We start from the raw sequence: 13,297 nt of genomic DNA, 5'->3' as shown, positions 1-13,297 counted from the left end.
CTCATAAGGTTCACCTCCTTCCTGTCGGTCAGAGCGTGACCAGGGCTGGGTGGGGAGTGCGGTGCAGATGGAAGCGGGGCGGCGTGATGATCCCCTCAACCCCGGGACGCCCACTGCCGCCGCGCACCGACAGGCAAGCGCGATCGACCACGGACCGCAGCACCATCGCGGCGAGGCGTTGGGCGACGGACGCGCCGGCGCAGACGAACGGACCCCCGCCGAAGGGCACATACGTGCCGTGCCTGGGTTGGTCGGCCCAGCGTTCGGGTCGAAACCGCGTGGCCCGCGGCCAGTACCGCTCGTCCCGGTGGAGCAGGTAGGCGCAGACGGCCACACTGTCTCCCGGCTCCACCCACACGCCACCGAGGTCGTGGGCGCGGTGCACGGGGCGAACGAACAACCACGCCACCGGCCACAGCCGCAGCGATTCCCGCACCGCCCACTCAGCCGACACCTCGGCCAGCTCGACTCCCTCGGCCTCGGCCAGCAGCAACGTCCACCCCACCACGTGCCCAACCGGAGCCACCGCCGTGCGGAACAGCAGGAGATAGACCTCGGCGATGTCGGTTTCGGTCGTCTCCGGTGAGACGGCGCCGATCACCGCATCGAGCAAGTCGTGCGAGGGCACCCCGGTTTCCGAGTTGCCGCGACGGATCCGGACCTCCTCCGCCACCTCGGCCACCACCCGTGCCCGCAGCATTCGTTGCGCTATCCGCGCCGTCCGGTGATGGCTGCGGATCAGCACGTTGTGGCGTACCACCTGCGCCATCGCCTCCCGCGTCCGGGGAGAACTGTCCGCACGCAGCAGGATCTCGGCCAGGAACCGGTGCACCACCACCCGCCCTGCGGCCGGCCACACGCTGTGCGCTCCCAGGCCGGCCACCAGTTCGGGCAGGCGATCCCCGTTCCGGGTGACGTGTGTCCACAGCAGATGGCGTGCCGCGCGCCCTACTCGCATCTGTGCCGCCCGAGGTTCCAGCCGGCCGCCGCGGGTATGGAAGAAGTCGGATATCTGGTCGTAGCAGCCGTCTTCGTCACGCAGCACCCGGGTGGCCACGTCGGGGTCGGCCACGCACAGCGTCCCGTCGTCGGGCAACCGAAAGAGTGGTCCCTGGCTGCGGACCGCATGCTCGACATAGCCGAGCGGATCCCGCCGATACCGCCACGCCGGCGCAACGGTCACCACGATCCGCTCACGTCCTTCCTCCGCTGAATCTATGAAGGGATCAACCGAGGCCACGGCTGGCTGGGCTCAGGAACGTCAGCACCTTCGCGGGGCCGTGCAATGTTCGACTCTGCCTCACTTTCGCTGATGAGAGCGGAGAATGTGCCCGTTCGAACCTCTGTCGGTGACCAGGTTGTACCGGTACTTTCGGCAGGGCTCGGTTGACCCGGCCATCGGACAGCGAGTGCTTGAGTGGTCCCGACGGCAGATCACCCACGAGAAGCGGCACTGACGACATGAACACCGAGGAGACCGGCCTGCCCCGCACCTTCCGATCACCGTGGCGCTGGGTCGGCATTGCCATCGGCGTCGTGATGATGCTCGTGGGGATCAGCGGCTTCGCCGTGGGTGAGTCGGGTGCGATGGTCGTCGCAGTCGTCTTCGTCGTGGTCGGTGTGCTGGTCGGGTTCGTCTCGTGGCGTTCCGGTGTCCTGGTGGACCGAGACCACGTCCGACAACGCGGAATGGGGTGCAGGGCGGAACGCCGTCTTTGGATTGACGTGGCCAGTGTCAAGATAGTCCCAGGGCATTCAGTTCTCCCCTCCCGCACGGTCGTTCTGGTCGACAGGAACGGTGGCGAGGACCTCACGTTGACGTCCCTGTCCTGGTACCCGATCCGGTCACATGAACCCCGCCGCGTCGCGCGGTTCATCCAGACAGCAAACACCTTCATCAAACCGTGGACAGGTACCCGCTGTGGTGGCGCGGGTGCTGGCTGACATCGAGGGCTACGGCGGGTCGTTCTTCGCGCGGTTCGCGTCCTTGCGCGACATCAACCAGGAGTAGGCGCGCGAGGAAGTTGTGGATGCCGCGCCGGCCTCGGCGTCGTTCCCTTACCGCGATGGGCTGATCACTGACGGTTCCTGTCGCTGGATTGTGGACGGATTGTCGACCGGGCCTGCGATGGTGTGCGTGGTTCGGGGGAGGGACACGCACGGAGTCGTATTCCGTGTTCGAGATCTTGCTGGTGGATTCATGGATCTGGGGATGAACACATGACGGTGTTCGGCGATCGGGCGCTGCGTGAGCTCAGTGACCCGGTGGCGCTCGGCTCGTTGCTGCTGCCGTCCGGGGACGCCGACGGGCGGGTGCGGACGATGCTCGGGACCACGTACGACCTCTCGGTGGCGCGGATCGACCACGTGACCGGCGTGCACGTGCGGAGTGTGGCGCTGCAGCGGCCGTTGTTCCCGGTCGGGCGGCAGGAGGGGTCGTGGTCGCAGCTCGTGCCGTCGTTCACGCGTACCGAGGTGACGCTCACGTTGCCGGCGCCCGCCGATCCGGTGTGGATCGACGTGTTGGCCGGGATCGATGTCACGGTGGTCGCCGAGGTGGATCCGAGTGGGGCGGAAGCCGTGTTGTCCAAGGGGTTCGACGACTTCGCCACGCTCGAGGAGTTTCGGGCGCGGTTCGCGTTCTTCGATCTCGACGCGTTTCTCGCCACCCATCACATCAGCACGGTCGAGGAGCTGCGGGACCGGTTCGACTACGTGGTCACCGAGATCCAGCTGCGCAGGCCGACCCCGTTCGACCGGGAGGACCCGGCGAACACGCACACGCTGCCGGTCACGCTGGCGGCCGTGATCGTCGATCCCTTCGATCTCGCGGGCGGGTTGCGGGCCACGCGGCTCGTGCGGGAGGCCGCGAAGAACCTGGTGGGCCCGGTACCGGCCAGTGTGCCGGCGGAGGGCACCGAGGCGTACGCGACGGCCGTGGTCGTCGCGGCCGACGGGTTGCCGGACGGGCTCACCACCACGGACGTCGAGCGGCTCTGCGCCGGCGAGGGCGTCGTCAGCATTTTCCTGCCAACAACCTGAGAAGGAGGATCCGATGGCCGTTCGGTATGTCCGGGTCGACCCACTCGTCAACCTGTTCGCGCCAACCGTTCGCGCGTTCGGCAACATCGCGATCGTGGGGCCGACGTCGTCGACGACCGCCACGCTCGCCGAGCCGATCGCGTTCACCAACCCCGATGACGCGCGCGACGCCGTGCCTGGCGAGCTGAGCACCGCGCTCGCGCTCGCGTTCTCGCAGACCCCCGGCCCGACACTGGTCTACGGCGTGCCGGTGGCCGCCGAGAACCCGGACCTGGCCGCCGCGCTCGACGCCGTCGGCACGCTGAACGTGCAGTTCGTCGTGCTGTCGAACACGTTCGTGAACGAGGCCAACAACGTCGAGGACGGGCCGATACACCTGCTCTCCCAGCACGTCAGCTCGGTGTCGAACACCGGCCCCGACGGCATGGAACGCATGGGCGTCGCGATGCTGGAGAAGGGCGAGCACGATCCCACCGTCATCCTGGCCAACGAGCGGATGGTCTACATCGCCCACAACAGCGACCAGGACGCGGCCGTCGCGGTGGCCGGCACCATCGCGGGCTACGAGCCGTCGGTCTCCATGCTCCTCAAGCCGGTGAACATCACCAGCGCGCCGTTCAAGCCGGCGGACATCGAGGAGCTGAACGGCGCGGAGACCAGCAAGTCCGGCCCGCACGGGCTGGGCGTGAACTGGCTGACCACGCCGGCGCTCATTCCCGGCAACGGCGTGTACCTGGGCGAGGGCTACACGGGAAGTGCTGGCACCGGCAAGAAGTACATCGACGTCGTCCGGTTCGTCGACGACGTCTCCTTCCGGCTCAAGGCCCAGCTGATCAGCTCCATCGGGAACGTGCGGATCACCAGGTCGGGCCTGCGTGCGCTGATCGCCCAGATGGAGGCGGTCCTCACGCCGCTGCTCGACGCGGACGTGCTGAACAGCTTCGAGCTGGTCATCCCGGTGCTCACGTTGCTGGACAAGGACCCGGCGGCGCGGACGGCCACCGAGCAGCAGCAGATCCACGACGCGGAGGTGGCGCGGCTCGTGCAGGTGCTCGCCGCCCTCGAGTACGCGGGCGCCGTGCACCGCATCTCGATCACCCTGAAGTTCGACTAGGAGGACAACCCATGGCCGACTGGAACACCCGGCTCGAGGTCAAGCTCGGCGACGCGACGATCACGCCGATCTCGACGTTCACGCCGACGTTCAACGTGCCGCACACGGTGTTGCACAGCATCGAGGCGGACAACACCGGCTTCGTCCGGCAGCCGTTCACGTTCACCTTCACCATGGGCGTGCCGGCGGTGGCGTCCGCCGTCGCGGACCTCACCGAGCTCGCCGCGAACGGCACGGAGTTCCAGGTGGTGGTGGCCGAGAAGAAGGGCACCGACTGGGCCTTCAACTCGCTGAAGTTCGCCCGCTGCGTCGTCACGTCGGCGAACCCGAGCAACGTGGTGATCGACGGTGTGCCGCAGGCGTCCTTCACCTGCCTGGCGCTGTCCGTCGGCGTGGAGGGGTGAGCCGTGCCCGACGACCTGGGCAGCGACCTGGGCAGCGACCTGGGCAACGACATGGGCGGCGTGGAAAGCGTTGTGGTGCCCGGGTTCGCGGTGGGTGGGCGGGTGGAGCGCACCGGGATCGCGCTGGTGCACGAGGGAGAGTACATCGTGCCGCAGCCCGGCAGCGAGGCGGTGATCTCGCCCGACGGCGGGGGAGTGGTCAACTACTACTTCCCCGTCCAGATCGAGGTGGTCGGGTCGCTGCCGGCGGCCGAGGTGGCGCGGGTGGCCGACCACGTGTTCAGCGAACTGGACCGGGAACTGAACACCCGGATCTGACCGGAGGAAAGCCATGGCGGCCAACACACCCGTCCTGGTCGGCACTGTCCAGCTGCGACACGTGCAGAGCCTGACCGTGACCGAGGGGTACCGCGTCGAGCGGATCATGGGCAGCCGGTTCGTCCAGGCGACGCAACCGACCAACCAGGTGATCGCGATCGAGGCCGTGCTGCTCGGGGACGACCGGCTGGACCAGAAGAAGGAGCTGGAGCGGGTGGCGCTCACGTCGCGGCAACTGGTGGCGGCCGCGCCCGCGGGGCAGGCCGCGGTGGGGATCTCCGTCGTGGCCGGCATGACGACCAACGTGAACATGCAGGTGACCAGCCTGCGGTTCACCCAGAGCGTGGCCAAGCGCGACGCCCTCGACGTGTCGATCCGGCTCGAACAGGTCCTGCCCGCCGGGCAGGCCGCGACGCCGAGCGACGCGACCGGGGGCCGGCTCGCCGGCGCCACCGCGGCCGTGCCGACCGCACCAGCGCCCAACCCCGTCGCACGCGTCCCGGGTGATCCCCTATGACCTTCCTGCGACTGCCGATCAACGCCGCGGACGGGTTTCCGCAGGCGTTCCGGCTGGCCGTGGCCGGCCGGACGTACCGGTTCCAGCTGTACGCCAACGTGGCGGAGGAACTGCTCGACACCGCGACCGGTCCGCTGGAACTGCCCGCGCGCGGGGCGTTCCTCGTGCTGTCGGTGGACCGCGAGGAGCCGGCCGGGCTGACCACGATCCTGCGCCGCAAGCTGGTGCCCGGGATCACCTACCAGGCCGCGGAACTGGCGTTGACGTTCCCCACGATGCTGCTGGATCCCCGCAACCTCAACGGTGTCGGCGAGTTCGGCTCGCGTGTGATCGGCGGGGTGGCCCCGCGGTGAGACTGGAGTGGAGACCATGAGCTTCGCCATCTGGTACAAGGTGGGCATCGCCGCGCGGAGCGGTCTCGCGGTGACCGTGTCCAACGACGTGCTCGCCGGTTCGCTCGCGTTGGACGCCGAGATCACCGTGACCATGACCGAGGGCGCCGCCACGGACACCTTCGAGGTCACGCTGATCAACCTGCCGACGGAGACGGCCGAGGCGATCCGTGCCGCGCAGGCCACCGAGCCGGTGACCGTGTCGGTGCACCTCGGCTACTTCGACGACGCGGCAACGAGGAACGGCGACGGCGGCCTCGTGCTCGCCGGGCGGCTCACCAGGGTGACGGGATGCGTCGGCGAGGACGGCTACGGCCGAACTGTCCTCTATGGACAGGAGCGGGCCGGCTACCTGCTGCGCAACACGCCCGCCTCGGGCGTGACGACCGACACGAGCGCGGTGTCGTTCGCCGGCGACCTGGCGCGCCGGGCGGGCGTGCAGCTGGCGGCCAGCTCGACGCTTCCCGGCGACCTCAAGGGTTTCACGCTGCGTACCGGGTCCACTCTGGACGCGCTGCGGGCGCTGGCCACCCGTGCCGACACGCCACTCGTGGTGCGGGACGGGAACGTCTACCTCGGTGCCGCGGTCGGCGCGGCGACCGACACCGCACCGGTGGACTTCGACCCGGACACCAACATCGTGTCGCTGCACAGTGTCGACGGGGAGGACACCGCGGGGGCGCTGACGCCGCCGGTGCACGCGACCGTGTGCCTGACCGTGCTCGGCCACCCGCGCCTGCGGGTCGGCCAGATCGCGAAGGTCACCGGCCTGTCCGGCGTGCCGTCGGGGACGCTGCGGCTGTCGCGAGTGGTGCACCATTTCACCACCGGCGGCGGGTACACCGCGCGGCTCGATCTGATCGCGGCCGAGGCCGGCACGCGGGCGCAGGTGACCACCGGGGTGCAGGTCGTGGTGGACCGGTGGCGGGAGCTGGTCGACCGGGCCCAGGACGACCGGCCGGCGATCGACGTCGGCGAGGTCACCGAGTACGCGACGGCCGGGCACGTGGCGTCGCTGCACTACGCGCAACGCCCGGAACCTGCCGTGACCGCGCCGAGTGTGGCCAGCCCGGTCGACGGAACCCTTGACCTGCACGACAAGCCGATCGCGTCGGCGTTCGCGTTCGACCGGACGGGGCTGGTCGTGCCCGTGTACCCGGGGATGCGTGCGTTGCTGGCGCACAACCGCGGGCTCGTCAACGACGCGGTGCTGGCCGGGTTCCTCTGGCCGGACGAGCCTGCCATGCGGCGCCCCGCCAACCGGCCGGGGGACTACTGGCTGGCGCTACCCACCGGCCTCGGTCAGGACGGGCTGCCGACCGGCCCCGGCGTCAACGATCTCACCGACGCGACCGGGCACCGGGTGATCCAGGCGACGGGACTGCGCATCCAGGTCGGCAAGGGTGTGCTGCCCGAGGTGGGCACGCGACCGGAGCTGCCGGCCGACGGCTCGGTCACGATCGAGCACGAGAGCGGCACCACGATCAAGGTCGACTCGGACGGCGGCGTCACCATCGCCACGAACCACAAGCCGATCACGCTGACCAACGGTGGTGTGAGCGTCAAGCTCGACGGCACGAAGGTGGCGGTGAAGTGATGGCCGCCGTGCTCACCGCCGCGTCGATTCTGCAGTGCCCACACGGGTTCCCCTTCACCGTGCTGCCGAGCCAGCAACTGTTCACCGTGGACGGACAGTTCGTGCTCGTGGGTGGGGACCTGACCAACGCGCCGATCACGTCCTGCACGGTTCAGGTGCCGTGCAAGAACATCACGTCGGTCACCGTGGGCCTGTCCACGACGTTCGAGATCGGCGAGGACCAGGTGGTGCTGGACACGGCCACGGGAGCCACCAACGCGTTGGTGGGATGGCGTGTCCAGTCCGCAGGCCAGCTGAAGATGGAGGCGGCATGAGCAGGGCCCGAACGCACGAATGGGACTTTCGTGGAAAGTCGTGGCGCATGAATGGGACTTTCGTGAAGGCCCAGGGAGCAAGACGGGCAGCTCGATCGTTGCCATGTGGAGATCGTCGGGCGGCGGGGGCGAGGCGGCGGCATGACTGAGCCGTTCGGGCGTGGCCTGCTGGTCGAGGACGGGGACCTCGTGTTCGAGGGTGGGGACCTGGCCGAGGTCACGGGCATCAAGAACCTCGTGCAGGCGCTGACCTTGCGGATCCTGACGCCGCTGGGCTCGGACCGCTTCGCCACGACGTACGGGCTGGACGTCCGGGAGGCGTTCACCACGCCGAACAGCGTCCGCGTCGTGAAGGAACTGCTGAAACTGAACCTGGTGAGCACGCTGACCGCCGACCCGAGGGTCAGCGAGGTCCGGCGGGTCACCTTCGACGACGACCCGGACCGGCTGGCCACCGACCCGGGCGGGGGCCACCGCGCGCGGATCAGTCGCCGGTGGGCGGTCGTGGTCGAGCTGGACACGGTGGCCGGCGCCGCGGCGACGCTGCGCGCGAACGTGGAGGTAGGACGATCGTGACCGATTTCGGGGTGACCCAGAGCGGGTTCGTGCTCAAGCCCGTCGACGTGATTCTCGGCGAGTCGTTCGACCGCGCCAGGGCCGTCTTTCCGAACGTGGACCTGACCAACGCGACCGCGTTGCGCAAGATCCTGGAGACGACCGCGGCAGAGGACGGCGAGCTGTGGAAGCGGCTGGAGGACCTGTACTACGGGAACTTCGTGTCCACCGCGATCGGTGACACGCTCGACCTGCTCGGCGAGGACGTCGGGCTGGCGCGGCGGGCGCTGCCCAGCACCGGCACGGTCCGGATCACGCTGGACAACGCGGCGGCGGGCCGGCAGTACGTGCTGCCGGAGGGCACGATCGTCGTGACCGGCGACCCCGTGCGGGCGTTCGGCACGGTGGCGGCGGTCCGGCTCGACGCCGCCACCCGCACGGCCGACGTCGGCGTGGTGGCGTTCGAGCGCGGGCCCGGCGGGGACGTCGACGCGGGCGAGATCGTGGCCGTCGACCCGACCTACCGGTCGCAGGCCCTCGCCGACGCCGGCACGGCGCGGTTCACCGTGACCAACCGGGCCGCGCTGACCGGCGGTGCGAAGGACGAGCCGGACGCGTCCTACCGGGGCAGGCTGCTGGGGCTCGCCCGCAACCTGTGGACCGTCGACGCGGTCGCGCAGGCGGCGTTGCAGGTCGACGGCGTGGTGGACGTGGTGCTGTCCGACCCGCTGGGCGGGGTCGACGTGTCGCAGAGCTACTTCGACCTGTTCAACTTCGACCAGCGGGCGTTCAGCAGCGAGCGGCGCGCGGGTGAGCCGTACTTCTTCACCGTCGTGGTGGCACACGACTTCCGCCAGCCGTGGCGCACGATCGGGCCGGTGCCGGGCATCTTCGAACGGGTCACCGCCGCGGTGGACGCCGTGCGGCCGATCGGCATCCACGCGAACATCGTGGAGGCCGACCACATCGAGGTCGGCGTGCGGGCGACCGCGGTCATCGCGTCCGGTTCGGACGGCACGGCCCTGCTCTCGTCGGTCCGCAGGCGCCTCGCCACCGACATCGGCGCGCTGCGCCTCGGCGGGGACGTCCTGTACTCCCAGGTGGTCCGCGCGTTCGTCGAGGAGCCGGGTGTGCTGGACGTGCGTGGGCTGCACCTGCGCCGCTCGCCAGCCGCGTTCGGCCGGATCACCTTCGGCGACGTCCCGTTCCAGCGGGTGCTGGCCGAGGCCGCGGTCGGCGAGAACCTGGCCATGGGCCCGACCGAGCTGGCGACGTTCACCGCCGACGGCGACACCCTCGACGTGACGATGGTGGTCAGATGACCGCGCCGATCGCCGCGAGCAGGATGGGTGCCCGCCTGACCGTCCCGTTCAGGCGCGGCGCCGACACGCTGTCCTTGCGGCTGCTGCCCTTCGGCAGCTCGCAGACCACTGTGGACGCCTACGACTTCACCGACCACAGGGCGCGCTTCGACCGCACACCCGAGCCGAGGTACGTGCTCGCCACGACCCGCGACCTCGCGGTCGACACGACCGTGGTGGTGACGCACGCCGAGCCGGGCGGGCCGTCGACCGACACGACGGTCGCGCTGCCGGCGGGCGCGGTGGCTGGCACGTCGCTCGTGCTCCCGGCGCCGGTGACGGCGACCGCCAGGGTGCTCATGCTGACGATGACGCCGACGCCCGAGGACAACCAGCCGGAGCTGTGCTGGACGCTGACCGCGTTGCTCGGCAACACGGCGAAGCTGCTGTGGGTGGTGGGCGCCGAACGGGACGAGCTGCGCCGGCACGCGGAACGGACCCTGGCGCAACGCCACCTGCCGACCGCCGTCGGGCTGAGCCTCGACCTGATCGGCCACGACCTCGGTGTGCCCCGCTTTCCGCCGCAGCCCTACGGTTTCGACACCGACACGGTCGCGCTGTACCACCTGGACGACGTGGTGGGGGCCGTCCCCCCGGTGGCCGACCTGACCGCCGCCTACCCGGGCCGCAGCGGTTACCCCGGCACGCTCGACGGTCCCGTGCAGCTGGGGGTCGCGGGCCGGTACGGCCAGGCAATGGGCTTCCGGGCGGCGAACGCGACGGTCCGGGTCACGACCAACGCGGCGTTCGACATCGCGGACGAGGTCACCGTCGAGTGCTTCGTCCGGCCCGACGCGGACGCCGACGGGCCGGTGCTGAGCCGGCACCCGGACCCGGACGCGGACGGTCCCGGCTGGGTGTTGCGGATGGGCCGGTTCGACGCTGAGCTGGACCGCGACGTGCGGTTCAGCATGAGCGACGGCGAGACCACCCTCGAGCTGACCGCGGATGTCAGCCTGCCGACCGACCGGTTCACCCACCTGGCGGCCGTGCGCGACAACCGAAGGCTCACCCTGTACGTCGACGGGCAGGCGCGGGACTTCCGGTTCCTGTTCCCGCTCGGCCCGGTCGTGAACACGGCCGACCTGCTGATCGGCGCCGCCGGCGGCGGTTTCCGCGGGGTGGTCGACGAGGTGCGGGTCAGCGCGGCCGCCCGCACGAACTTCGCCCCGGCGCTCGGTGAGGACGACGAGCACTACCGCCGCAGGCTGGCGCTCTTCCGCCGCTGGACGCTGCCGACCCCGGCCAACCTCGCCGCCGTGCTGAACCAGCTGGTCGGCTCGATCGGCGACCCGGCCGACACGGACACACTCGTGGTCGACGACACGAACGCGACGCTCGTCCGCGGCACCCGGCTGGTGCACGTCCGGCCGGTCGCCCTGCTGCCCGGCGAGAGCATCGACGCGGCGGGCCGGCGCGGCATCCCCGAGGCGGCCGTGGTGGGCACGGCGGCCGACGAGGACGCCTTCGACCCGGCCTTCCTGCCGCGCTACGACAACACGAACGTGGACTTCGGCCTGCCGCCCGCGCGGACGCTGGAGCCGGGCGAGCACGCACCCGACCCGCGCCTCGTCCAGCTCGCGGTCGCGGAGCGCCTCGACCGGCTCGTCACGCTGGCCGGTGCCGAGACGGACCCACCAGGCCGGCTGCTGGTCGACGCCGCGTACGACCCCCGCGCGAACGACCTGCGGGCCACCGGCCGGGCGGTGCTGCTCGGCCACAGCTCGGTACCGCTGGGCAGGCTCGCCGCGCTCGCCCACCGGGCCGGGTTCGACTTCGTGAGCTACCGGGCCGCGGCCGGGCGGGTCTACGCGGCCACCGCCCTGGCGGACTACTTCGCGATCGACCTCGACACGGTGCTCGACGGCCCGATCGATCTCGACGTGGGCACGACCGTCACACTGTCGCCGCGGCCCGCGCCACCCCCGGAAGCGTTCCTGCGGTGGCTCGTCGTGCCGGCCGGCGGTGGCGGGCGGGGCACACTGACGCCCGCCGGCAACCCGGGCTCGCAGCACCGGACGGCGGAGCTGGCGGCCACCGCGGCCGGCCGGCTGATCGTCAAGGTCGACGTGACCCGGGGCCGGCACACCGTGTCGGCGACCCGCGTGCTGCGCATCGGCCTGACCGACCTACCGGACGGACAGACGATCACCGCGGACGGCACGACTGCTGCCCCATCGTCCATTGTGGACATATCAGACACCTTCTTCCATCCGGCATTCCTCGCACACCACGACGATGCCCGGGTCGACTACGGCAGCGAGGACGCGCACCGGATGCAGCCCGCGGTCGCCGAACTGCTCGACGCGATGCTCGCCGAGCTGGCCCGCCAGGGAACCGGCGGCCGGGTCACCGTGGTGGCCGCGTTCGACGACGGTGACGACGCGCCGCCCGCCGCCGCCACGGGCCGCAGGCTCGTCCTGCGCCACAGCGTGCTGGCGCCCGGCGCACTGGCACGCGTCGCGTTCGCGGTCGGCTTCGGCCACCTCGCACACGCAGGCGAAGGCCTGGTCGTCAGCCAGGCACCCGGTCAGCTCGTCCAGGTCCGCGGACCCGGCCTGCTCGACCAGGGCGCGGTCATCGAGGTCGACGAGGGCGCCGACCTGTCGATCACCGCGACCCCCACGCCCACCGAACTGGCGGCGGCCGGACTGACCGGTCAGGTGCCGGGGGAGGGGCCGCGGCTGGGCTGGTCGTCGGGAACCTTCGACAACGCCGCGATCACGCTCGGGTCCAGCACCCAGCCGGCCGTCACGCTGCATGCCGACTCGGCCGGGACGGCCTGGGTGCAGGCGAGCTACCTCGTCGGCGGCGAGCCGACGCCGTACACGTTCCAGGTGCGGCCGAGGGCCGATCTCGACACCCCTGCGATCGTGATCACCAAGGACCAGCACGACCTGATCATGAACATCCTCAACGTGCTGCACCCGGTCGGCGTCGAGGTCAACACCGCCGCGATCCGCGCGCATGTCGTTGAGCTGCAAGGGAACCTGTCGCAGGCCAACCCCGACTACACCTATCCCAAGTTCCGTGTCCGCGGCCCACTGCCGCGCCAGGCGAGAGGGCCCGCCAATGGCTGACGTCAGCTTCACGCAAACCTTCCACCACACCGACTGGGTGGACGACGTCGACCGGGTTCGTGCCGCCGAGCCGAATGGCTTCAACGCCCGGTTCAACGCGATCGAGGCGGACCTGCAACAGCTGTCCGCGGTGGTCGCCGAGGTCGACGAGGTGCTGAGCGCGGGCCCCACCGGCAGCAAGCAGCGGCGGCTCACCCTCCCACCCGTGCTGGCGAAGGTGGAGGGGGTCACCCCGTGGGTGATCGGCAGCAGCGGCGCGGCGTCGGTGACCCCGGGGTCCAGTGCCACCGGACTGCTGAACCTGTCGCTGCCGAACAACGTCACGCTGACGACCTTCCGCGCCATCGGGGAGGCATCGGGCGCGGCGGTGACGGTCGCCCTGTCCAGTGTGGCCCTCGGCAGCGCCACGCCGCAGCAACTCGTCTCGGTCACCGGTGACACGGACCCGTTCGACCGGGCCGTGCAGCTCGATCCGGACGTGGCCAGGACCACGACGGCCACCACCCGCTACTTCGTCAAGGCGACGGTGCCGACCACCCCGGCGACCGCCGTGGTGCGGCTCGCCGCCGTCCAGATCACCTACGTCGTCGACTGAGCCGAAGG

General features: G+C 70.7%; 14 protein-coding genes. 12 read left to right on the top strand and 2 right to left on the bottom strand.

Annotation, left to right across the window (positions count from 1 at the left end; translation table 11 throughout):
- Positions 1–28: 28 nt before the first annotated feature.
- On the bottom strand, positions 29–1,186 hold the full coding sequence (locus VET29_RS04845; RefSeq protein WP_324915132.1) for a cytochrome P450: 1,158 nt from the start codon (positions 1,184–1,186) through the stop codon (positions 29–31).
- A gap of 314 nt (positions 1,187–1,500) precedes the next feature.
- Complete coding sequence (locus VET29_RS04840; RefSeq protein WP_324915130.1) at positions 1,501–1,755, bottom strand: hypothetical protein; 255 nt, start codon at positions 1,753–1,755, stop codon at positions 1,501–1,503.
- Between the two features lie 465 nt (positions 1,756–2,220).
- On the opposite strand from VET29_RS04840, the gene VET29_RS04835 reads away from it, so the two are divergent.
- From VET29_RS04835 to VET29_RS04780, 12 genes are all read left to right on the top strand, one after another.
- On the top strand, positions 2,221–3,042 hold the full coding sequence (locus VET29_RS04835) for a hypothetical protein (protein ID WP_324915128.1): 822 nt from the start codon (positions 2,221–2,223) through the stop codon (positions 3,040–3,042).
- Positions 3,043–3,055: 13 nt separating this feature from the next.
- The gene (locus tag VET29_RS04830; protein WP_324915125.1) at positions 3,056–4,156 is read left to right on the top strand and encodes a hypothetical protein; all 1,101 of its coding nucleotides are present in this window, start codon (positions 3,056–3,058) and stop codon (positions 4,154–4,156) included.
- 11 nt (positions 4,157–4,167) lie between these two features.
- A complete protein-coding gene (locus VET29_RS04825; RefSeq protein WP_324915124.1) occupies positions 4,168–4,560 on the top strand; it encodes a hypothetical protein in 393 nt (130 codons plus the stop codon).
- Positions 4,561–4,563: 3 nt separating this feature from the next.
- A complete protein-coding gene (locus VET29_RS04820; RefSeq protein ID WP_324915122.1) occupies positions 4,564–4,878 on the top strand; it encodes a hypothetical protein in 315 nt (104 codons plus the stop codon).
- Positions 4,879–4,891: 13 nt separating this feature from the next.
- The gene (locus tag VET29_RS04815) at positions 4,892–5,395 is read left to right on the top strand and encodes a phage baseplate protein (protein ID WP_324915120.1); all 504 of its coding nucleotides are present in this window, start codon (positions 4,892–4,894) and stop codon (positions 5,393–5,395) included.
- Positions 5,392–5,748 carry a hypothetical protein gene (locus VET29_RS04810; protein WP_324915118.1) on the top strand — a complete coding sequence of 119 codons (357 nt, stop codon included), beginning with the start codon at positions 5,392–5,394 and terminating at the stop codon, positions 5,746–5,748. The genes VET29_RS04815 and VET29_RS04810 overlap by 4 nt, the downstream gene beginning before the upstream one ends.
- Before the next feature lie 16 nt (positions 5,749–5,764).
- Positions 5,765–7,384: a hypothetical protein gene (locus VET29_RS04805; protein ID WP_324915116.1), complete on the top strand. Its 1,620-nt coding sequence runs from the start codon at positions 5,765–5,767 to the stop codon at positions 7,382–7,384.
- A complete protein-coding gene (locus tag VET29_RS04800; RefSeq protein ID WP_324915115.1) occupies positions 7,384–7,698 on the top strand; it encodes a hypothetical protein in 315 nt (104 codons plus the stop codon). Before VET29_RS04805 ends, VET29_RS04800 begins: the two co-directional genes overlap by 1 nt.
- 141 nt (positions 7,699–7,839) lie before the next feature.
- Complete coding sequence (locus tag VET29_RS04795; RefSeq protein WP_324915113.1) at positions 7,840–8,274, top strand: hypothetical protein; 435 nt, start codon at positions 7,840–7,842, stop codon at positions 8,272–8,274.
- Positions 8,271–9,575 (top strand): baseplate J/gp47 family protein, encoded by a 1,305-nt coding sequence (locus VET29_RS04790; protein ID WP_324915111.1) that lies wholly within the window; start codon positions 8,271–8,273, stop codon positions 9,573–9,575. Before VET29_RS04795 ends, VET29_RS04790 begins: the two co-directional genes overlap by 4 nt.
- Complete coding sequence (locus tag VET29_RS04785; protein WP_324915109.1) at positions 9,572–12,694, top strand: LamG domain-containing protein; 3,123 nt, start codon at positions 9,572–9,574, stop codon at positions 12,692–12,694. Before VET29_RS04790 ends, VET29_RS04785 begins: the two co-directional genes overlap by 4 nt.
- Positions 12,687–13,289, top strand: a complete 603-nt coding sequence (locus VET29_RS04780) for a hypothetical protein (RefSeq protein ID WP_324915106.1) — start codon at positions 12,687–12,689, stop codon at positions 13,287–13,289. The genes VET29_RS04785 and VET29_RS04780 overlap by 8 nt, the downstream gene beginning before the upstream one ends.
- Positions 13,290–13,297: the final 8 nt, after the last annotated feature.

It is taken from the genome of Actinophytocola sp. (assembly GCF_035634895.1).
In the GTDB taxonomy this organism is placed as follows: Bacteria; Actinomycetota; Actinomycetes; order Mycobacteriales; family Pseudonocardiaceae; genus Actinophytocola.
Note: the sequence above shows the minus strand (reverse complement) of the source record. Positions and strands in the feature narration are given on the sequence as shown.